The organism is Tenacibaculum sp. A30 (assembly GCF_051200845.1).
GTDB lineage: Bacteria > Bacteroidota > Bacteroidia > Flavobacteriales > Flavobacteriaceae > Polaribacter.
Genome location: NZ_CP195160.1, coordinates 1,131,601 through 1,153,672, shown reverse-complemented (window position 1 = coordinate 1,153,672; position 22,072 = coordinate 1,131,601). Strand labels below are relative to the sequence as shown.

Annotated in this window: 25 protein-coding genes and 1 tRNA gene; 17 read left to right on the top strand and 9 right to left on the bottom strand. The window is 31.8% G+C overall.

The features are described 5' to 3' along the window. Positions 1-63 precede the first annotated feature (63 nt). The 8 genes from ACR9ES_RS05525 (at position 64) to ACR9ES_RS05490 (ending at position 5,015) form a co-directional block, all read left to right on the top strand. Positions 64-1,140, top strand: coding sequence for an ABC transporter permease (locus ACR9ES_RS05525; RefSeq protein WP_435255390.1), 1,077 nt, complete (start codon positions 64-66; stop codon positions 1,138-1,140). A gap of 1 nt (position 1,141) precedes the next feature. Further along, positions 1,142-1,615: a TlpA family protein disulfide reductase gene (locus tag ACR9ES_RS05520; protein WP_274633936.1), complete on the top strand. Its 474-nt coding sequence runs from the start codon at positions 1,142-1,144 to the stop codon at positions 1,613-1,615. A 60-nt stretch (positions 1,616-1,675) separates the two neighbouring features. Then, positions 1,676-2,434: a triose-phosphate isomerase gene (tpiA, locus tag ACR9ES_RS05515; RefSeq protein WP_435255389.1), complete on the top strand. Its 759-nt coding sequence runs from the start codon at positions 1,676-1,678 to the stop codon at positions 2,432-2,434. Next, the gene (prmA, locus tag ACR9ES_RS05510) at positions 2,434-3,267 is read left to right on the top strand and encodes a 50S ribosomal protein L11 methyltransferase (protein WP_435255388.1); all 834 of its coding nucleotides are present in this window, start codon (positions 2,434-2,436) and stop codon (positions 3,265-3,267) included. Before tpiA ends, prmA begins: the two co-directional genes overlap by 1 nt. 5 nt (positions 3,268-3,272) lie before the next feature. Further along, positions 3,273-3,548 (top strand): ATP-dependent Clp protease adaptor ClpS, encoded by a 276-nt coding sequence (locus ACR9ES_RS05505; RefSeq protein ID WP_120186442.1) that lies wholly within the window; start codon positions 3,273-3,275, stop codon positions 3,546-3,548. 2 nt (positions 3,549-3,550) lie between these two features. Further along, positions 3,551-3,835, top strand: a complete 285-nt coding sequence (locus ACR9ES_RS05500; RefSeq protein WP_274633933.1) for a hypothetical protein — start codon at positions 3,551-3,553, stop codon at positions 3,833-3,835. A gap of 415 nt (positions 3,836-4,250) precedes the next feature. Further along, positions 4,251-4,586 (top strand): hypothetical protein, encoded by a 336-nt coding sequence (locus tag ACR9ES_RS05495; RefSeq protein ID WP_435255387.1) that lies wholly within the window; start codon positions 4,251-4,253, stop codon positions 4,584-4,586. 3 nt (positions 4,587-4,589) lie between these two features. Further along, the gene (locus ACR9ES_RS05490) at positions 4,590-5,015 is read left to right on the top strand and encodes a TerB family tellurite resistance protein (protein ID WP_298998053.1); all 426 of its coding nucleotides are present in this window, start codon (positions 4,590-4,592) and stop codon (positions 5,013-5,015) included. A gap of 40 nt (positions 5,016-5,055) precedes the next feature. Here ACR9ES_RS05490 and ACR9ES_RS05485 read toward each other — a convergent pair whose 3' ends face one another. The 8 genes from ACR9ES_RS05485 to ACR9ES_RS05450 form a co-directional block, all read right to left on the bottom strand. Continuing rightward, a complete protein-coding gene (locus tag ACR9ES_RS05485) occupies positions 5,056-5,316 on the bottom strand; it encodes a hypothetical protein (RefSeq protein ID WP_028890625.1) in 261 nt (86 codons plus the stop codon). A 54-nt stretch (positions 5,317-5,370) separates the two neighbouring features. Continuing rightward, entirely contained in the window at positions 5,371-5,742 is a 372-nt protein-coding gene (locus ACR9ES_RS05480; protein WP_435255386.1) for a VOC family protein, read from the bottom strand. Positions 5,743-5,752: 10 nt separating this feature from the next. Then, positions 5,753-6,043 carry a hypothetical protein gene (locus ACR9ES_RS05475; protein ID WP_298998027.1) on the bottom strand — a complete coding sequence of 97 codons (291 nt, stop codon included), beginning with the start codon at positions 6,041-6,043 and terminating at the stop codon, positions 5,753-5,755. Between the two features lie 3 nt (positions 6,044-6,046). Further along, the gene (locus ACR9ES_RS05470) at positions 6,047-7,015 is read right to left on the bottom strand and encodes a deoxyhypusine synthase family protein (protein WP_435255385.1); all 969 of its coding nucleotides are present in this window, start codon (positions 7,013-7,015) and stop codon (positions 6,047-6,049) included. 73 nt (positions 7,016-7,088) lie between these two features. Next, positions 7,089-7,949, bottom strand: a complete 861-nt coding sequence (locus tag ACR9ES_RS05465) for an RMD1 family protein (protein ID WP_274633927.1) — start codon at positions 7,947-7,949, stop codon at positions 7,089-7,091. Beyond that, positions 7,870-8,808, bottom strand: a complete 939-nt coding sequence (gene speB, locus ACR9ES_RS05460) for an agmatinase (protein WP_435255384.1) — start codon at positions 8,806-8,808, stop codon at positions 7,870-7,872. Before speB ends, ACR9ES_RS05465 begins: the two co-directional genes overlap by 80 nt. A gap of 16 nt (positions 8,809-8,824) precedes the next feature. Next, positions 8,825-10,216 carry an arginine decarboxylase gene (locus tag ACR9ES_RS05455; protein WP_435255383.1) on the bottom strand — a complete coding sequence of 464 codons (1,392 nt, stop codon included), beginning with the start codon at positions 10,214-10,216 and terminating at the stop codon, positions 8,825-8,827. A gap of 413 nt (positions 10,217-10,629) precedes the next feature. Beyond that, positions 10,630-11,157: a mechanosensitive ion channel domain-containing protein gene (locus ACR9ES_RS05450; RefSeq protein WP_274633924.1), complete on the bottom strand. Its 528-nt coding sequence runs from the start codon at positions 11,155-11,157 to the stop codon at positions 10,630-10,632. 97 nt (positions 11,158-11,254) lie between these two features. Between ACR9ES_RS05450 and ACR9ES_RS05445 the strand changes: the two genes are divergently transcribed. From ACR9ES_RS05445 to ACR9ES_RS05405, 9 genes are all read left to right on the top strand, one after another. After that, positions 11,255-12,085, top strand: a complete 831-nt coding sequence (locus ACR9ES_RS05445; RefSeq protein WP_435255382.1) for a universal stress protein — start codon at positions 11,255-11,257, stop codon at positions 12,083-12,085. A gap of 2 nt (positions 12,086-12,087) precedes the next feature. Further along, positions 12,088-12,462, top strand: a complete 375-nt coding sequence (locus ACR9ES_RS05440; RefSeq protein WP_435255381.1) for a hypothetical protein — start codon at positions 12,088-12,090, stop codon at positions 12,460-12,462. A 10-nt stretch (positions 12,463-12,472) separates the two neighbouring features. Then, on the top strand, positions 12,473-13,537 hold the full coding sequence (gene corA, locus ACR9ES_RS05435; RefSeq protein ID WP_435255380.1) for a magnesium/cobalt transporter CorA: 1,065 nt from the start codon (positions 12,473-12,475) through the stop codon (positions 13,535-13,537). A 141-nt stretch (positions 13,538-13,678) separates the two neighbouring features. Continuing rightward, a complete protein-coding gene (locus tag ACR9ES_RS05430) occupies positions 13,679-14,098 on the top strand; it encodes an HYC_CC_PP family protein (protein ID WP_274633920.1) in 420 nt (139 codons plus the stop codon). A 108-nt stretch (positions 14,099-14,206) separates the two neighbouring features. After that, entirely contained in the window at positions 14,207-18,022 is a 3,816-nt protein-coding gene (locus ACR9ES_RS05425) for an efflux RND transporter permease subunit (protein ID WP_435255379.1), read from the top strand. Positions 18,023-18,045: 23 nt separating this feature from the next. Further along, positions 18,046-18,396 carry a four helix bundle protein gene (locus tag ACR9ES_RS05420; RefSeq protein WP_435255378.1) on the top strand — a complete coding sequence of 117 codons (351 nt, stop codon included), beginning with the start codon at positions 18,046-18,048 and terminating at the stop codon, positions 18,394-18,396. Between the two features lie 89 nt (positions 18,397-18,485). Then, positions 18,486-19,694, top strand: coding sequence for a TolC family protein (locus tag ACR9ES_RS05415; protein WP_435255627.1), 1,209 nt, complete (start codon positions 18,486-18,488; stop codon positions 19,692-19,694). A gap of 4 nt (positions 19,695-19,698) precedes the next feature. After that, on the top strand, positions 19,699-21,402 hold the full coding sequence (locus ACR9ES_RS05410) for an efflux RND transporter periplasmic adaptor subunit (protein ID WP_435255377.1): 1,704 nt from the start codon (positions 19,699-19,701) through the stop codon (positions 21,400-21,402). Between the two features lie 13 nt (positions 21,403-21,415). Continuing rightward, positions 21,416-21,862: a heavy-metal-associated domain-containing protein gene (locus ACR9ES_RS05405; protein WP_435255376.1), complete on the top strand. Its 447-nt coding sequence runs from the start codon at positions 21,416-21,418 to the stop codon at positions 21,860-21,862. A gap of 109 nt (positions 21,863-21,971) precedes the next feature. Here the strand turns inward: ACR9ES_RS05405 and ACR9ES_RS05400 are convergent. Beyond that, a tRNA-Arg gene (locus tag ACR9ES_RS05400) sits at positions 21,972-22,045 on the bottom strand. Positions 22,046-22,072: the final 27 nt, after the last annotated feature.

Here is a 22,072-nt window from a genome sequence, read left to right as displayed (position 1 = left end):
GTGTTGTTGTAAAAGTTAGGCAAAAGTACATAAATTTAGTAGTTTCTGTTATCTTTGTTATATATGTTTCAATATATAGTTAACAAAATTTTTTACGGATTCTTAACGCTATTCGGGGTGGTTACGGTAATTTTTTTACTGTTTAACATCTTACCAGGTGATCCAGCTCGTATGATGTTAGATCAGCGAGAAGACACCGAACAACTACAAAATATTCGAAAAAAATACGGATTCGATAAACCTGTATTTACGCAGTATTTGTATTATTTGAATGATGTTTCTCCGTTGTCTTTTCATAGTAAAAATGCTGATAATTATACTTTCTTATCAGAAGGTAAATACAATGCTACATCGTTGTTTTCTATTGGAAACACAGTAGTTGTTATAAAAACACCGTATTTACGTCAATCATTTCAAAAAAATGGAAAAAATGTTTCCGAAGTGATTAAAGAAACTTTACCGAATACAGCAATTTTAGCGGTGGTAGCCATAACTATCGCACTGTTTTTAGGGATTGTTTTAGGAATCTTTTCCGCCTTATTTAAAGATACTTTTTTTGATAGACTCATAGCAATCATAAGTACTTTAGGAATGAGTGTTCCCTCATTCTTTTCAGCAATTTTATTTGCTTGGTTATTTGGTTTTGTATTACATAAATACACCCATTTAGAAATGACGGGAAGTTTATATGAAGTTGATGATTTTGGTGAAGGAATGCATATTCAGTGGAAGAATTTGCTATTGCCCGCAATAGTATTAGGTATTCGTCCGTTAGCAGTAGTAATTCAGTTGATGCGAAATTCATTGTTAGAAACCTTAAGTCAAGATTACATACGAACCGCAAAAGCGAAAGGATTAACCATGTATCAAGTAATTAAAAAGCATGCGTTGAAAAATTCGTTAAACCCGGTAATCACAGCGATTTCAGGTTGGTTTGCATCTATGTTGGCTGGAGCGGTTTTTGTAGAGTATATTTTTAACTGGAATGGATTAGGAAAAGAAATAGTAAACTCGCTAAACACTCTCGATTTACCAGTAATTATGGGAGCTGTTTTAGTAGTAGCTACGTTATTTATTATCATAAATATTTTAGTAGATATTTTATATAGCTGGTTAGATCCAAGAATAAGATTGCAATAAAATGAGAATATTCTATTTATTAATTAGCATAATTTTTTTATCAAGTTGTGCTGCTTTTCAGCCAAAGCATTTTACCACCGAAGCCTTAAAAGAAGAATTATTGACCTTAGAACGTGAGTCAATTTCATTTCAAGAGATTTTAGATCAAAATCAAGGAAAGAAACTCTTTGTGCAAATCTTCGCCACCTATTGTCCTTACAGTCAACGTAGCTTTAAAGATGTGCTTTTATTTCAGAAGCAAAATCCAGAATTTGAGTATGTTTTTTTATCAGTAGACCATTCATACCATGATTGGAAGAGAGGTTTAGAAAGCATTCCTGTTAAAGGGCAGCATTACTATATTCAAGAGAAAGGAAAAGGAGAACTTGGGAAGTTTTTAAAATTAAAAACGATTCCGAGATTTTTAGTAATTGATGAAGATAGAAATATTAAGGTATTTAAGTCATCGAAGGTGTCGGATAAATTAATTCGTTAAAGCCTAGAAATAATGTAATTTTGCAAACAGAAAATCAATAACCAGAAAAAAAGAATAAACGTGAGACAAAAAATAGTTGCAGGTAACTGGAAGATGAATAAAAACCTTGATGAAGCTAAAGTATTAATCAAGGAGCTTAAGAAAGAATTAAAAGATGGTTTGAGAGAAGACAAGAGAGTGGTTATAGCTCCTAGTTTTGTAAACCTGCACTATGCAGCTAAAAAGACAAAAAAATCGTCTATCGAAGTTGCTGCTCAAAATATGCACCAAGCAACAAGCGGTGCTTTTACAGGTGAGGTATCTGCTGATATGTTAACGAATATTGGTGTAAATATTGTAATTCTTGGACATTCTGAACGTAGAGAATATTTTGGTGAAACCGACGAATTATTAGTAGAAAAAGTAGATGCAGCTTTAGCAAACGGATTAGAAGTAATTTTTTGTTTCGGTGAATTGTTAGAAGATAGAAAATCAGGAAATCATTTTACAGTGGTAGAAAGCCAAGTAAAAAAGGCTTTATTTCACTTAAAAGAAGAGGCTTTTAAGAACATCATTTTAGCGTATGAGCCAGTTTGGGCTATTGGTACAGGAGAAACTGCTACACCAGAGCAAGCGCAGGAAATGCATGCTTTTGTAAGAGAGCTTTTTGTAAAAGAATACGGAAATAAAACAGCTGAAGCTATTTCAATTTTATATGGTGGTAGTGTAAAACCATCAAATGCAGAAGAGATCTTCTCTAAACCAGATGTAGACGGAGGCCTAATTGGTGGAGCTGCTTTGAAAGCTGAAGATTTTGTTTCAATAATTAAATCAATTTAATGGATAATATTTATATAGAATATACTTTTGAAGTAACGCCAAAAGAACCAGCTACTGAAATTTTAATAGCTGAGTTAGGAGAACTTGGATTTGAGAGTTTTGTTGAAAACGACAATGGAGTTATAGCGTATGTTCAAAAAGAAGAATGGAATTCAAAGGTTTTAGATAACGTATTTGTTTTAAATTCTGAAGAGTTTTCTATTCAATATGATTTCAAAGAAATAGAACAAACCAATTGGAATGAAGAATGGGAAAAGAATTTCAATCCTATTCAGGTAGATGATTTGGTAAGTATTAGAGCGCCATTTCATGAAAACCCGAATTTGCCATACGATATTGTTATCGAGCCAAAAATGAGTTTTGGTACAGGGCATCATGAAACTACACACATGATGGTACAACATTTAATTAATTTAGATGTTGAAGGTAAAAAAGTGTTAGACATGGGCTGTGGAACAGGAATTTTAGCAATTTTTGCTGAAATGAAAGGAGCACAACCTATTGATGCTATTGATATAGATCCTTGGTGCTACGAAAATTCGTTAGAGAATGTAGAAAGAAATAATTGTAAACATATTTCAGTATATGAAGGAGAAGCTTCGTTGTTAGAAGGTAGAAATTACGATGTAATTATTGCAAATATTAATCGTAATATTTTATTAAACGATATGAAAACCTATACTGATTGTTTAAATGAAGAAGGAGTTTTATTATTAAGCGGATTTTACAGTGAAGATATCCCAGTAATTGATAATGAGGTTTCTAAGTATGGTTTAACATTAAAAAATACCATAAAAAGAAATAATTGGGTAGCTTTGCAGTATCAAAAATAAAACCAATGAGTACGATAGAAAAAATTCAAGAAGAGCTTGATGTCTTATTGCAAGGAACAACAGAGCATGAAATTGTTTTGTACAATGATGATGTAAATACTTTTGATTTTGTAATTGATAGTTTGGTTACCGTGTGTGATCATACATTAGAACAAGCAGAGCAGTGTACTATTTTAGTGCATTACAAAGGGAAATGTGCTGTTAAAACAGGTGAATACAAAGATTTAGAACCAAGATGCTCTAAATTATTAGAATTAGGCTTATCAGCAGAGATTGTGTAAGAATGGAGAACGTTTTTAGGTATTACGAATTTTCAGATTTTTTTATAGATAATTCTGGAACATTTCAAGAAAATGATATTTGTTTTTCAGAATTAAATGAGCAGCATTTTTTAATTTTTGAAAAACAAACCAAAGATACTGAGTTAACTTATAATTTATACGTGTCTAAATTCAACTCAAAAAAAGAAATAGGGCAAAAACCACCAGAAATACTTGAGTTGTTGGTTGACAATTATGACAAATCTATTCCCGAGCATAGAATAGTGTTAAGAAAATATTTGTATTAAATGTATAGTAGAAAAACTCAAAAAAATTTTTTTTGAGTTTTTTTATGCGCTTTATGTGACGAGATAAGAAAAAGAGTGTCATATATAATGTAAGCACAAGAATAGAAAAAGTAAAAGACTTTAAAAATAGTAGTAGTTAGTTTTTATACTAAGTTTGGTTAGACGAAAAAGGCCTTGAACACTAGTTCTTGGTCTTTTTTAATTAAATGTTATTTTTTCTAAAAAGGTTAAAGAGATCTATTAAATCAATGAAAAATAACGTATCTTTAGTAAGCTAAAATAAAAGCCTATGTAACATCATTTTCTTTATATCCACGAGCATAACCATAGAGGTTTTATGCTAAAAGCAACTTGGGCTTGTTGTGGTTAATAACCAAGTTAATTTAAAAAGTATTAATTATAATTTATAAAGAAAATGAAACAAGGAATATTAAAAGCAGTTTTTATATTATTCATAGGTGTAAACTTAGCATTAACAATAAACAAAGAGCACTTAACAGAGCCAAAAAAGGTAGTGGCTACTTTTAACGGGTACGATGAAAATGGGTATACCTTTTCTTTTTTGAATGAAGATGATTATGAAGAAGCAATTACTTTTGAAACCGTATCAGAAAAGATATTAAGTGCTTATAATTTAAACGATAACAAATTTATAGATCAGGAGTTTGAGATTACCTACGATTATCAAATTACAGATAGTGATGATGAAATTGAAGTTCCTGTATTACAAACAATAAAATTAATAGAATAATTTATGGGTATAGTAGATTTATACGAATCAAGCAAGCACAGAAACAATGTAGCACATTTTAGCGCGATAGTTAATTTAGCTATGGTAGATGGTGATTTAAATGAAGACGAAGAAAAGTTAGTGAATCGTTTTGCAAGGAAATTAGATATTACAGAAACAGAATATAAGGATATAGTAGAAAACTCTAAGAAATATCCAGTACAACCACAAGCAAAAACAGACGACAGGCTTGAGCGATTACTAGATTTGTTTAAAATAATTTATTCAGATCACGAAATAGATGAGCCTGAGTTAAAACTAGTGTTAAAGTACGCTATTCAGTTAGGTTTTTCACAAGAAACTGCTGAAGAAATCATTTTGAAAACCACTAAGATATTTAGTGGTAAAATAGATCTTGATCAGTATAAATCGATACTAAAAATTTTATAAGAAACTAAAAATCCCATTCTGAAAAGAATGGGATTTGTTTTTAAAGTAATTGTAGATCGTGTAATTTAAAAATAACTAAATCTTCATCATCTACATCATCAAAAATTTCTTTATAAGTTATTTCAAACTTTTTGTTTTTAAAGGCTGATGATTTTAAATCAAAATGTTCAAGATTCTTTTTATTAATTTGTTCAAAATCGATAATATCACCATTTTCCAATTCAAAAACGTAATAGCCGTTTGTATATCCTTGATACACGCCGACTAAGGTAACTGTTTGTTGCGAGTTGTAATATGCCATTACTATTAGCGTTTAAATCATAAACATTTCGTCGTCTTCTATAAAGGTTTTAAGTTATAAAGTATATCCGTTAGGGTCTTTTATAAAGAAGGATATATGTTCTCCGTGTTTATCTTTTAAAAACGTTTTTTTTACGCTGTGATCTGATAACCAATAATTAACTCTGTCGTACATTTCTTCCCATACATCACTATTTACAATTACACCAAAATGAAAAGTAGGTAGCGCATGGTTTTCAAACTGGTATTCAGGATAATCAAATTTAAATTGATCAACTAATACAAAAGTTAATTGATTATTAAAAAGATTAATATCTACCCATTCATTTGTTGCTCTCCCAACACTAAAACCTAATTCGTCAGTGTAAAATTTTACCGTTTCCTCAATACTTAAACAAGGAAGTGACATGTGAAATGTTGGGTTCATAACTGGTTAATTAATCATTGTCGAAATTATCAGACACTTCAATTTCATCAAACTCATCATCTCTATCATCGTCGTCATCATCATCCGAATCATAATCTTCCATAGTTTGCTGTAATTGAGAACTGATTTTTACCAAAAATAAGGTATCTTCAGTACGAACTTCTACAGCTTTTACAGTTTCTCCTTTGCTATTTTTAAAGGAAATAATGTCTGAATGATCATATCCGTCAGGATACTTTTCTACCAATAAATCCAAGATATCGGTAGTTAACTTTGAATAGTCTACAATAACTCGCTTCATGCTTTACATGTTTAAAAGGTACGCAAAAATTAACGGAGCAACAATAGTTGCATCACTTTCTATAATATATTTTGGAGTGTCAATGTCTAGTTTCCCCCAAGTAATTTTCTCGTTAGGTACTGCACCAGAGTACGAACCATAACTGGTTGTTGAGTCAGAAATTTGACAGAAATAGCTCCAGAAAGGAGTGTCTTCTCTTTCTAAATCTTGGTATAACATAGGAACCACACAGATAGGGAAGTCACCTGCAATTCCACCACCAATTTGGAAGAATCCAATTCCTTTTTCTGAGTTGTCAGTGTACCAATCAGCTAAGAAAGTCATGTATTCAATTCCAGACTTCATAGTTGATGCTTTTAATTCTCCTTTTACCACATACGAAGCAAAAATATTACCCATTGTACTATCTTCCCATCCTGGAACTACGATTGGTAAGTTTTTTTCTGCAGCAGCGTACATCCAAGAGTCTTTTAAATCGATTTCGTAATACTCTTCTAAAACTCCAGATAATAATAACTTATACATGTATTCATGTGGAAAATAACGCTCACCAGCTTCTTCTGCATCTTTCCAAATTTTGAAAATATGTTTTTGTAAACGACGGAAAGCTTCTTCTTCAGGAATACAAGTATCCGTAACACGGTTTAATCCTTTTAATAATAAATCCCATTCGTCTTGCGGAGTTAAATCACGATAATTAGGCACTCTTTTATAATGAGAGTGAGCTACTAAATTCATGATATCTTCTTCAAGGTTTGCACCTGTACAAGAAATGATATCAACTTTACCTTGACGAATCATTTCTGCAAAAATTTTTCCTAATTCTGCAGTACTCATAGCTCCAGCTAGAGATACTAACATTTTAGATCCTTGCTCTAATTGTGCTTCATATCCTTTAGCGGCATCTACTAATGCAGCAGCGTTAAAGTGTAAGAAGTATTTTTCTATAAAATTGGTTATAGGTTTGTTCATTTTATTATTTTTTGTGAGTTTATAAAATTGCTTCTGCTATGTTAGAAGGGATGATTTCATAAACTCTTGTGTTTTAAATTAGTTTTTCAATAATTACTTGCACCACTTCAAAAAGGATTAAAATAATGATAATCCATTCTAGCATACTGCTATATCTGTGTTGTAGTATATCGTTGAATAAATCTAAATTTTCTTTAATTACGTTTAAACTATTTTCTATTCCTTGATGACGTTTTATTATATCTAACTCGTCTTTTAATTTGTAATCTAAATCAGATAAATCTTTGTTGTTCCACGCTACATCTGGCGAATCAAAAACAAACAGGTTCTCGGCAATGTTATTTTTTAAATTTAAGGTTTTACCAATAAATTTTCTCATTTGAACTTTAGAAAGTTTAAAATTTCCTGTTCTTTCTAATTGCTTCGAGTACACTAATGTTTTATCGTGCAAATCAGATGTTTTGTTTACATAATTCATCAATGCTACCGATTGTGCTAAATTGAGCATGATAGTATGTGCAACATCGTCGTTTAATTCTTTAATTTGGATACTTCCAAAATCAACTTCAATCGTATCAGAAAAAGAAATGCTATATTTTTCTGATGGTAATTGATTGAGCGTTACTATTTCTTTTCCTGCTAAAAAATTAACAACTTCATTTATTATAACGTCTTCACAATTAATGAAAACAACACTTCCGTAGTCTTTTACATAAATATACGAGTTGTTTTCAGTTTTATATAGCAAAAAGGAATGCTCTCTTTTTACTAAGTTGAACGATTTAAATTGTTTACGGACTGTACTGAGTAAAATCCGCTTTTCTAAATGATACGCAATTGTTTCTAAGCGCATTTTAATAATCGTCGTCGTTACTTTTAAACTTTGATAATTTATTAAATGGTGAGCTATCATCATCGCTATAATCTTCTTCATCTTCCATGTTAGAAGTGAATTTATAACTCAACATTTTATAATATAATTTTGCTGCTAAAAAGTCTGAAGACTTTTCGTTTTCGTTAGGGCACAATTCTACGATATCAAAACCTACTACGTTTCTTTCAGTAAATACTTTCTTTAAGAACTCTAGTGTTTCGTAATAGAATAATCCTCCTGGTTCAGGTGTTCCCGTACTTGGTAATAAAGAAGGATCAATCGCGTCTAAATCAAAGGTTATAAAAACATTTCCTGTTAATTGATCGATTACATCGTCCATCCAATATTCGTTTACAGCCATGTCATGAGCAAAGAAAACTTTTTCCATATTCATTGATGACTTTTCTGTAACATCCATACTACGAATTCCTACTTGTACTAAGTTGGTAGTTTGGCTTGCTTCGTATACAGCACAAGCATGGTTACACTTAGTTCCTTCGTATTCTTTACGTAAATCAGCATGCGCATCGATGTGTAACACTGTTAAGTTGTTAAAACACTCGTTAAATGCACGAATTGTTCCAATAGAAATTGAATGCTCACCACCAAAAAGAGTAACAAACTTATTTTTATTGATGTACTTTTTAGTTGTTTCATGTACTGCATCAACCATAGCTTCTGGAGAAGCGTTTTCAGTAACAGCAGGAGCTAAATAAACACCTTCTTTGTACACTTCGCTATCAGTTTCTATATCATATAATTCCATGTTCTCAGAAGCATTTAAAAACGCCTCTGGACCTTTATCAGCTCCTTTTTGCCAAGTGCTAGTTCCATCATAAGGAACAGGGATTAATACTACTTTAGCAGTTTCTAACTTTGCGTATTGATCAGGAATACCTGCGTAATTTCTTTTTTCCATTTTTATAAATAGTAAACTAGTACCCTAGGATTGATAATAGTTCTTCGCTTTTTTGTTGTTCTTTAAATAGTTTAGTGGTGAGATCACCGTTTTCGTTTTTATCAATTAACACGTGTTTTGGTGTTGGTATTAAACAATGTTGTAATCCGCCAAAACCACCAATGGTTTCTTGATAAGCACCTGTGTTAAAAAATCCTACATATAGTGGAGATTCTTTTTCGTACACAGGTAAATATATTGCATTTACGTGTTGCTCTGAGTTGTAATAATCATCGCTATCACAAGTTAATCCACCTAATAATACACGTTCGTATCTATGGTTCCATTTGTTAACAGGAAGCATGATGAAACGCTTGTTAATAGCCCAAGAGTCTGGTAAAGTGGTAATGAAAGATGAGTTAATCATGTTCCATTTTTCACGATCGTTTTGTCTTTTTTGATATAAAACTTCGTAAATAGCACCTCCAGCTTCTCCCACGGTAAAGCTTCCAAATTCTGTAAAAATGTTTGGAACGTCTACATCAGCTTGTTTACATGCTTCGTTAATTTGATTGATGATTTCATCTACCATGTACTCATAATCAAAGTCAAAAGCTAATGAGTTTTTGATAGGGAAACCTCCGCCGATATTTAAACTATCTAAGGTTGGACAAACTTTTTTAAGCTTGATGTATACACTTAAACATTTCATTAATTCGTTCCAATAGTAAGCGTTATCTCTAATTCCTGTATTGATAAAGAAGTGTAACATCTTTAATTCAACTTGAGGATTGTTAGCGATTTCACGCTCGTAAAAAGAGACGATGTTTTTGTATCCAATTCCTAAACGGCTGGTGTAAAATTCAAACTTAGGCTCTTCTTCCGAAGCTATACGAATTCCTACCTTAAATTTACTTTTAGTTTCTTCTAAAATTAAATCAAGTTCCTCATAATTATCTATAATCGGAATACAGTTTGTGTGTCCTCCGTCAATTAAACTAACAATATTAGCAATGTATTGATCGCGTTTAAAACCATTACACAATACAAAAGCATCATCACTTAATTTTCCTTCTTTTTTTAATGACTTTACAATGTCAATATCAAAAGCAGATGATGTTTCGATGTGAATATCGTTTTTTAAAGCTTCATCTAACACATATTTAAAGTGAGAGCTTTTAGTACAGTAGCTGTAATTGTAGTTTCCTTTGTAATTGTGCTTTTCAATAGCATTATGAAACCAGTTCTTAGCTTTATTTATATTTTCAGATATTTTTGGCAAATACGTGAACTTTAAAGGTGCACCGTATTGCTTCACTAATTGCATTAAATCAATGTCGTGAAAAAATAAATTGTTGTTTTCTGTGTGAAACTCCTCTTGAGGAAAATCAAACGTTTGTTCTATTAAGTCTTTATATTTAGTATTCATTATTATTTTTAGTTGTATCTGTTTTTTGAGTACAGAAAGATAATTCAAAAAATAGTTAAAGCATGTAAAGCATGCGCTAAAACTTTTTTAAATAAATTGTATAACAAGCATCATTGTTTTTATAACAAGATTGTTAGACTAAAATAATATGAATAGTTAGACTCTTAAAGCTAAGCAATCACCGCACTGTTTATAAAAATTCAGTGGTAGAGAGTATTGAGGAGTGGAAGAATCCTTAATTTTTTCGTTGTGTTTCCAAAACACTAAATAACTCTTAATCTTCCCGTAAAAGTTATTACCGAAATAAGTAAAACGTAACATTCGACTTATATAATAAGATGTCGTAAATGTAAACTATTTTTTAATACAACAAACTTTTTTTTATTTTTTTTAAAAAATTAATTTACAGTGAATTAGCTGTTGTTTTGTTTCTTTATTAGCTCAATTCCTTTGTATAAAATAATAGTATTAGGTACAGTTATTTCTCTTTTTTCTTCTGGCATATATAAAAGAACGTAAAAGCCTGTAATATTTTTTACCACACCTTGTAAATCGAAGTCTTTATCAATGATTTTTATGGTGTCGCCAATACGCATTGGGTGGTAAAAAAATAAGATAATACTAGCTGTTAGGTTTGATAAAATAGACCACTGAGCAAAGAAACCAACGCCAAGTACCGCAAGTACAGAAGAGGCGAATACAATTACTTCTTTAAAGTTAATTCCAAAAATAATTAATGAAATAAAGAGCGCTAAGGTGTAATATAAAAAATAGCTTAGGTTTAATATGAGTTTTCTTCTGTGAGGTTCAATAGCATTTTTTACGATATAAGACCTAGTCAGTTTTTTAGTAATATAAATCAAAAAAAATAGCGTTGCTACTAAAAGCAAGAACTGTATAAAAGGATTGTAGAAAGACAATTCTAAAAAGCGATTTTTCATGACTATGTTTTTTTAATACAAATATACTTCTGGTTTTGTAAATATAATATGGAAATAAAAAATTATATTTGATAGGTAATCATAATTCTACTTCATTATGAAAAACATCTTAATTCCGTATAATTTTTCAGAAGCAGCCATCAATGCACTGAATTACACCAAGCAGTTGTTTAAAGGAGTTGAAGCAACTATTTATTTGTTAGATGTGTATATAAGTCAACCTTCAGAACTGTTAAGTGATGAAAAAAACGATAAATGGTTTAATGAAATGGATGATGAAATTGAAGATGAGTTAAAATATTTATTAGAGGTTTTAAATAGAGAAGAGGGTTCGTTTACTTACAAAAGTTTAGTTACATCAAATTCATTAACTAAAGCGGTAACTAAAACAATAGAGGAAAAGAATATTGATGTAGTTGTAACAGGAACTAAAGGAGCGAAGAGTTTAGCAGAAACTTTTATTGGAACCAACACAATGAAAATGATTAATGCTGTTAATTGTCCTTTAATTGTAGTTCCAATGAACTATAAATACAAACCAGTACATCAGATAGTTTTTTCAACAAATTATAAAAGACAATATGAAAAAAATGAATTACAGTTTTTAATTAACTTAAGTCTTATAAAAGAGTGTGGATTAGAAGTTGTGAATTTATCTGAGGAAACTTTTTTAACAGAAAATCAGCAAAAAAATAAAGTAAAACTACGAGAGTTATTGCAAGATTTAAACGTTACCTATAAAAAGATAGACTGGGAAGGTTCAGAAACGCAAACTATAGAAAAACATATAGATGAAACCCAAAGCGAATTGCTGGTATTGTTAAATCATAAATACAATTTTTTTAATCGTTTATTAGAAGAAAACGTAATTAAAAAATCGGCATTTCACAGTAAAATACCGATACTAATATTACCAGAAATAGTTTAATTATGAATTTTACAGAAGAATTTTATGAAGGTTTAGCCAATTTGTTTTATGCCGTTTCAATGGCAGATAAAAACATGACCGTAGAAGAAAAAAAGAGTATTGTTAAACGAGTTGAAAAGAACTGGTCTAATTCCGATAACTCTGGTAGCGAACAGGTTTATGAAACTTTAAGAAGCCTTGTAAAAGATAAGTTAAGTTCAGAGGAAGCCTATGAGAATTTCAAAAATTACTATTTAACACACCAAGAAGAGTTTTCTAAAGATGTAATTCACAATTTATTGGTGGCTGCACACGAAATTTCTAACTCTACAGCAAGTAAAAATAAATCAGAACTTATTATTCTTGCTAAATTATATAAGCTATTTAAACTTGCTTAAAAAAAAGAGGATGACGCGATTTATAACCAAACAAAAACACACAAAGCACGTAATTCCTGGAAACCCAATTTTTGTTGGAAATCAAAAGGAAGAAAATACACGAATACGATTAATAGGTTATGATGTAGATACAATAGTCGAAGTAGAACTACAAACTGTAAGCGAACTTTCAGATTATTTAAATAAGTATGAAAAAATATGGATTAATATTGATGGGCTGCATGATGTTAAATTGCTTGGAGAAGTAGGGAAGCTTTTTGCCATTCATACACTTGTTCTTGAAGATATTGCAAATACAGGTCAAAGACCAAAGGTAGATATTGGTGAAGATTACATTTTTACGAGCATTAAAATGATGTTTTTAGATGAAAAAATACATCGGCTAGAAGCAGAGCAAATTTCCATGTACTTAACAAAAAACATATTAATTACATTTCAGGAAAAGCAAGGAGATATTTTTGAACCAATAAGAGAAAGATTACGCAATAAAAAAGGAAGAGTTCGTAATTATAATATTACTTATTTAAAATATTGTTTATTGGATTTGATAGTAGACAATTACAATTTTTTAATGGAAACTTTTGGTGAAAAAGTAGAGGATTTAGAAGATAAAATTTTACTAGAACCTAATAAAGATATTCTAGCAGAGATTAACAAAAATAAGATAGAGCTTAACTATTTTAGAAAAGCAATACGACCAGCTCGTGAAGCAATAAGTAATTTCAAAGATTTTAAAACGGATCTGATTACTAAAAAAGAGCAGCCTTTTTTTAATGATTTACAAGATTTAATTCAACGAAGTTATGATTTGGTTGAAAACTACAAAAATATGTTAAGCGAACAACTTACAGTGTATTCAACCAATGTGAACAATCGCTTAAATGACATAATGAAAATACTTACTATTTTTTCGGTTATTTTTATACCAATAACATTTGTAGCGGGTATTTACGGAACTAATTTTGAATACATTCCAGAGCTAAAATATCGCTATGGATATTTTACCATGTTAGGTGTTATTCTGTTAATCGTTTTAACAATGTTGGGCTATTTTAAGCATAAAAAATGGTTTTAAGGATTGTTTAAGTTTTTGAAAATTAATTTTTTGTACTTTTGTGTCATAAAATGATTTTGGTTATAATTTCAAGCTTCAGGAAAATAAGCTAAAAGAAATAAATAATCATTAAGTCTAATTTTAATAAACTCACTTAGTGAGATGAAAAAAGTATTTCATAAAATAACATCTATTTTAATGGCTTTTGTAGTGTTGTTATCTACAATGTCATTTACTATTAACAGTCACTTTTGTGGTGATATGTTAGTGGATACAAGTTATTTTGTGAAGGCTGAATCTTGTGGTATGGATATGCAGCAAGAAAAAAAACCTGATGAATGCTCAGTTATAAAGAAAAATTGTTGTCAAGATGTGGCATCGGTAGTTGAAGGACAAGATACATTAAAAATTACATCTTTTGATCAATTGTCTTTCGATCAGCAAGTATTTATAGCTTCATTTTACTATAGTTATATTAATTTGTTTGAAGGAATTCACGATAAAGTAATTCCTTTTAAAAATTACTCGCCTCCACTCGTCGTCAAGGATATTCATGTACTTGATGAGGTATATTTAATCTGATTTTTAAACAATAACTAGTTGTCCTTTTGAAAGATTCATTAGGATGATTTGTCGTATTTCGATGTTTTTTTAAAACATCAATGTTTAATTGTTTAAAATCATTTTTTTATGCTGAATAAAAGCATCAAGTTTTTAATAGAAAACAAACTAGTTGCAGTTATACTACTCGTTTTATTTGTAGGATGGGGAACTATAAACGCACCGTTTAATATAGATACAGGTTTTTTACCAAATGATCCTGTAGCTGTTGATGCCATACCTGATATTGGAGAAAATCAACAGATTGTTTTCACAAAGTGGGACGGACAGTCTCCGCAAGATATAGAAGATCAAATAACCTATCCTTTAACCACTTCGTTGTTGGGTATTTCAGGAGTAAAAACCATCCGAAGTTCTTCTATGTTTGGTTTATCTAGTATTTATGTCATTTTTGATGAAGATGTCGAATTTTATTGGAGTCGCTCAAGAATTCTAGAAAAACTAAACTCACTGCCAAGTAATTTATTACCAGAAGGCGTAAGCCCTTCATTAGGACCCGATGCAACAGGGTTAGGTCAAATTTTTTGGTATACGCTTGAAGGACGTGATGAAGAAGGAAATGTTACTGGCGGTTGGGATTTGAATGAATTGCGTAGTGTACAAGATTACTATGTAAAATATGCTCTTTCATCTGCAAATGGTGTTTCTGAAGTAAGTTCTATTGGAGGTTATGTACAGGAATATCAAATAGATGTAAAGCCAGAGTTGATGCGTCAGTACAACATCAGTTTACAGCAAATTGTAGCAGCAGTAAAGCAAAGTAATCAAGATATTGGAGCACAAACGATAGAAATAAATCAAGCAGAATATTTAGTTCGTGGTTTAGGCTACATAAAATCAATTGCTGATATTGAAAATGCAGTTGTAAAGTCAGAGGATTATACATCGATTCGAGTAAAAGACGTTGCTAACGTAAAACTAGGAGCAGAACCACGTAGAGGGATTTTAGATAAAGAAGGAGCAGAAGTCGTTGGAGGGGTTGTTGTGTCTCGTTATGGAGCGAATCCTTTAGAAGTAATTACTAATGTTAAAGCTAAAATTAAAGAGTTAAGCGCAGGATTGCCAAGTAAAGAGTTGAAAGATGGTAGAACCTCTCAATTAACGATTGTTCCTTTTTACGATCGTACAGAATTAATTCATGAAACATTAGATACATTAAATGAAGCGCTTACGTTGGAAATACTAATTACAATTCTGGTAATTGTAATAATGGTATTCAATTTACGAGCTTCTGTATTAATATCTGGATTATTGCCAGTGGCAGTATTAATGGTTTTTATTGCAATGAAAGCTTTCGGAGTAGATGCAAATATTGTAGCCTTATCAGGTATTGCTATTGCTATTGGAACAATGGTAGATGTTGGGGTTATACTCTCCGAAAATATTATCAGTCATTTAGAGAAACGAGAGAAGAGAAGCGAGAGAAGAGATAACAGTGTCATTCCGACAGAGCGAGGTACGAGCGACGAGGAATCTCTATCTATTAACCAAATAGTTTACAATGCAACCGCTGAAGTTTCAGGAGCAATTGTAACTGCGGTAATGACAACTATCATCAGTTTTTTACCAGTATTTACGATGATTGGTGCAGAAGGTAAATTATTCCGTCCATTGGCGTTTACAAAAACCTTTGCGTTAATAGCTGCTATTATAGTAGCATTGTTTTTAATACCTCCGTTTGCAGCTGTTCTATTCAGAAAAAGAGATCTAACAAAAAACTTTAAGTATGTTTTGAATGGCGTTTTATTAGTGTTAGGTATCACTGCTGCTTTTTATGGGTATTGGTTAGGTATCGCATTAGTAGCTTTTGGAGCTGTAGGGCTTTGGAGTAATTACTCAGGAAAATCTGAGATTAGTTTTTCATTCTCCACTTTTCATTTTTCATTTTCAGAAAACACAATTAATATTATCATATCAGCATTAGTAATTGTTGGTTTATTAGCAGAATATTGGAGGCCTTTAGGAGTAGACAAAAGTATCGTTACTAACCTTTTGTTTGTAGCGCTTATTTGTTTTGGATTGCTAGGTTTTTTCAGTTTGCTTCAAAAATATTACAACCAGATATTACAATGGGCGTTGAACAATAAATTATTGTTTTTAATCATTCCATTAACGGTATTAACCTGTGGGTTCCTAATCTTTAAAAATACAGGAAAAGAGTTCATGCCTTCGTTAAATGAAGGGTCATTTTTATTGATGCCGACTTCTATGCCTCATTCAGGTGTAGAGGAAAACAAACGCGTATTACAACAGTTAGACATGGCGGTTGCTAATATTCCAGAGATTTCAACGGTAGTAGGTAAAGCTGGAAGAACAGATTCAGCATTAGACCCCGCACCATTATCGATGTATGAAAATGTGATTAACTACAAGCCCGAATATGCATTGAATTCTGAAGGAGAGCGTCAACGTTATCGAGTGAATGAGGATGGGTTATTTCTATTGAAAAATGGAAAAACGGTAGCAAATCCAAATAAGACAGATAAAACCTCGGAAGTTATTTTTTCAGAAGTTTCTTCAAATGAATTAATAGAAGATGAAGACGGTGAGTTCTATCGTAATTGGAGGCCAAATATCAAGTCCCCGAATGATATTTGGAATGAAATTGTAAAAGTAACCAAGCTTCCAGGAGTAACATCTGCACCTAAATTACAACCTATCGAAACTCGATTGGTAATGTTACAAACAGGAATGAGAGCTCCAATGGGAATTAAAGTTAAAGGACAAGACTTAAAACAAATTGAAGCTTTCGGGGTAGAGCTTGAAGGTGTTTTAAAGGAAGTAGAGGGAGTTAAAAAAGAAGCTGTTTTTGCTGATAGAATTGTAGGAAAACCTTATTTGTTAATTGATATTGATAGAGAAAAACTAGCGCGCTACGGAATTGCTATTCAAACGGTACAAGATGTATTAAAAGTAGCGGTTGGAGGTATGCAGTTGTCGCAAACAGTAGAAGGAAGAGAGCGTTACGGTATTCGTGTTCGTTATCCTAGAGAGCTACGTTCTAATCCGACCGATTTAGAAAATATCTATGTGCCGGTTGCTAAAGGTGCTCCAATTCCGTTAAGTGAATTGGCGACGATTCGTTATGAACAAGGACCACAAATGATTAAAAGTGAAGATACTTTTTTAATCGGGTATGTGTTGTTTGATAAGATAGATGGTTTTGCTGAAGTAAACGTTGTGGAGGATGCTCAAAAAGCCATTCAGCAAAAAATAGATTCAGGAGAATTAGTTGTTCCGAAAGGAATATCTTATCAATTTACAGGGACTTATGAAAATCAGTTAAGAGCGGAAAAAACGTTATCAATAGTGGTTCCTTTAGCCTTGATGATTATCTTTTTGATACTGTATTTCCAGTTCCGTTCATTAGCCACTTCGTTAATGGTGTTTACAGCAATCACGATAGCTTTTGCAGGTGGATTTATTATGATGTGGTTATATGGTCAAGAGTGGTTCTTAAATTTTAGCGTATTTGGAGAGAACTTGCGAGAGCTATTTCAAATGCATCCAATTAATTTGAGTGTAGCTGTTTGGGTAGGGTTTATTGCATTGTTCGGAATCGCAACCGACGATGGTGTAGTAATGGCAACGTACTTAAAGCAAACATTTGATAAAGATAAACCTCAAACAATTCAAGCCATTCGTGCATCGGCATTACACGGAGGGAACAAGCGTATTAGAGCCTGTGTAATGACAACAGCAACAACCATTTTAGCTTTGTTGCCAGTGTTAACTTCAACAGGAAGAGGTAGTGATATTATGATTCCGATGGCAATACCAGCTTTTGGAGGAATGATTATAGATGTAACTTCATACTTTATAGTGCCTGTATTATACAGCTGGCGTGAAGAATTTTTATTAAAAAGGAAAGTTAAAAATGAATAGTGTAAAGTGTAAAATTTTTAAATATGAGTATTTTAAAAGATAAAAGTTATGGGTTTGCACTTGAGATAGTGAGGCTTTCACAATATTTAGTTGCTGATAAAAAGGAGTATGTTTTAAGTAAGCAACTTTTGAGAAGTGGCACAGCAGTGGGAGCTTTAATAAGAGAAGCAGAATTTGCGCAAAGCAAGAAAGATTTCATTCATAAAATGAGCATTGCTTTAAAAGAAGCCAATGAAACTTTGTATTGGTTAGATCTTTTAAAGGATACTAGCTATTTAGTTGAAGACAAATATCGGTCGTTACATTCAGTTTGTAAAGAACTTGTAGCAATGTTGGTAAGTTCAATAAAAACATCAAAAAAGTCAATATCATGAAACAATTTATAGCTTTCATATTTCGTGAAATAAAAAACTGGGTAGTTTTTGTTTTTCGTTTTTCGTTTTTCACTTTTCATTTAAAAAGAATGTTGACTTTTAGTTTTTCATTTTTAGTTTTTCATTTTTCAAATGCGCAAGATTTACAAGAATACATAAATATAGCTTTAGAAAATAGTCCAGAAGTACAACAGTTTGATGCGCAATACAGGCGTATTTCAGAAAAAAAGGAAGAAGTAAATACCTTGCCGAATACTGAGTTTGGAGCAGGATATTTTGTAAGTGAACCAGAAACACGTACAGGTCCGCAGAAATTTAAACTCTCTGTAAAACAAATGATTCCTTTTTTTGGAACTATATCAGCAAGAGAAAATTATGTGTCATCATTAGCTGATGCTAGCTATCAAGATATGATGGTTGTTAAACGTAAGTTAATGGCGTCGGTAGCGCAATTGTATTATAAACTCTACGAACTAAAAGCAAAGCAAAACGTATTGGATGAAAATATAGAATTGCTTAAAACGTATGAAAAGTTAGCGTTGACTTCGGTAGGAGTAGGTAAAGCATCAGCGGTAGATGTGTTAAGATTACAGATAAGACAGAATGAGTTGAATCAGCAAAAAGAAGTATTGGTGGAAACTTTTTCAGGAATAGAAAAAGCATTTAATAAATTATTAAATCAAGATATAAATACCTCTATTAGTGTTGTAGATAGTTTACCTATTCCAGCAGAGGCCGCTAAAATACAGCCGAGTAATTTACAGTTGCACCCTGAGTTGGTAAAGTTTGATAAAATGTATACTTCTGTAGAAAAATCAGAATTATTGAATCAAAAAGAAAAACAACCAATGATTGGTTTCGGTCTTGATTATGTAAATGTGGCTAAACGTACAGATATGGATATGGCTGAGAATGGAAAAGACATTGTAATGCCAATGATATCATTATCAATCCCAATTTTTAATAAGAAGAATACATCTGTAACAAAACAAAATAAGTTACAGCAAGAAGAAATTCTTTCGCAAAAACAGCAACGATACAATACGTTAGAAACTGTATTGTATAAAGCTGTATCAGATAGAAATGCAGCGATGATAAGTCATAAAACACAACTTAAAAATTTAGAGCAAGCAAAAAATGCTGAACAAATTTTGGTAAAAAGTTACGAGACAGGTACAATCGACTTTAATGATGTGTTAGATATTCAGGAGTTACAATTAAAGTTTCAAACAAACATGATTACATCAGAAGTAACTTATTATACTCAAAGTACCATTATTAATTATTTAATAAAATAAACAGATGAAAAAATATATAGTTTATATAGTAATTTTAATTGTAGGGGTAACCTTAGGATGGTTGCTCTTTGGAGGTTCTTCTGAAGGAGGAAGTCATAATCATGCAAATGAAACTGCTGAAGGGAATAAAATGTGGACGTGTTCTATGCATCCACAAATTATGCAACCTGAACCAGGAGATTGTCCTATTTGTGGGATGGATTTAATTCCTGCGGAAGCTGGAGCAGAAGGATTAGCTGCAAATCAGTTTAAGTTGACTAAAAATGCATTGGCCTTAGCAAACGTTCAAACTACTGTAATAGGTAATGCTATGAGTGTTGATAATACAATTACGTTATCAGGAAAAATAGCAGAAAACGAAAAGTCGAATGCAGTACAAGTGAGTTATTTTGCAGGAAGAATTGAGCGTTTGAATGTGAATTTTACTGGAGAGAAAATAAATAAAGGACAGTTGCTTGCAACAATCTATTCTCCAGAATTAGTAAAAGCACAACAAGAGTTACTAACAGCAGCCTCTTTAAAAGAAAGTCAACCAGAATTGTACAAAGCAGTTAGAAATAAGTTGAAATTATGGAAGCTGTCAGAAAATCAAATCAATCAGATAGAGAAAACAGGAGTTGTAAAGGAAAACTTTCCTGTGTATGCAACGGTAACAGGTACGGTATCTGAGAAGCTAGTTGAACAAGGTGATTATGTAAGTCAGGGACAAGCATTGTTAAAGCTAGCTAATTTGAGTACCGTATGGGCGAATTTTGATGCCTACGAAAATCAAATTAGTAATTTTAAAGTAGGTCAAAATATATCGATTACTACGAATGCATATCCGAATGAAGTTTTTAATGCTAAAGTTTCATTTATAGATCCTGTTATGAATCCAGAAACTAGAACTATAACCATGCGTGCTGTGTTAAATAACAATAAAGGAAAGTTTAAACCAGCAATGTTTGTTACGGGGAAGGTACAGGCTACAGAAAAACATTCTGAGCAGCAATTAAGTATTCCAGCGACATCAGTTTTATGGACAGGAAAACGTTCAGTTGTATATGTGAAGCCAGAAGCAGATAAGCCTGTTTTTGAAATGCGCGAAGTCATATTAGGAGGAAGAGTAGGAGAGAATTATCAAGTAGAAAAAGGATTGAATTCAGGAGAAGAAATTGTAACGAATGGTGTGTTTACAATAGATGCTTCTGCTCAATTGCAAGGAAAGAAATCAATGATGAATCATACCAAAGAGATTATGGAATCTTTTAGTACTCCTAAAGCCTTTAAAGAGCAATTGCAAAAAGCGTATGAAGATTATATAAAATTAAAAGATGCTTTGGTGAAAACCGATGCGAATAAAGCAAAAGAAAGCGCTGCAGAGTTGAATAAAAGTATTGAGCTAATAGATATGAAGTTGTTAACCAATGAAGCAGCACATAAACAATGGATGCAATTAGTTCCTTTATTAAAAGAAGGAAGTGCAGATATGGCTAAAACAACAGACATAGATGCGCAGAGAAAGTCTTTTAAAACAGTGTCAGAACATTTTATTAAGGCAGTTCAGTCTTTCGGAATTAATGAAGTGACCTATAAGCAATATTGCCCTATGGCAGATAGTGATAAAGGAGCCTATTGGTTAAGTAAAGAAAAACAAGTATTAAATCCGTATTTTGGCGATATGATGCTGAAATGTGGTGAGGTAAAAGAAACAATAAATAATAATTAAATATCAATTCAAAATGAAAAAAGTAATCTTAGGAGTGGCTATGTTAGCTACAATCGTTTTAGTAAGTTGTAAAAACGAAGCTAAAAAAGAAACAGAAACAAAAGAAGTACAAACAGAGCAAACAACAACTCAAGAAGTAGCGATGACTACAACAACTTTTGGAGTAAGAGGTAACTGCGGAATGTGTAAAAGCACTATCGAAAAAGCTGTAAATGGTGTAGATGGAGTAGCATCGGCAGAATGGGATAAGTTAAGAAAGCAAGTTAATGTATCGTTTGATGGTTCAAAAACAAATGTAGATGCTATTCATAATGCTATTGCAGCTTCAGGATATGATACTGATAAAGTAGCAGGAAATGAAGAAGCTTATGGAAACTTACCAGGATGTTGTCAATACGATCACGGAATGGAAATGAGCTTAAAAGGTGAAGTAAAAGCAGACGAAACGTCTAATCACTAATTCTAAAAAAAGTGTAACGAAATTTTAAAATCGTTACACTTTTTTTGTTTTTATAAAGTTTATAAAAGATAAAAACCAGTAGTTCAATTATCGAATTACTGGTTTTTTGTGACCTCGGCAGGATTCAAACCTGCAACCTCTTGAGCCGTAATCAAGTGCACTATTCAGTTATGCTACGAGGCCGTTTTGCGGGTGCAAATATAAGAATGT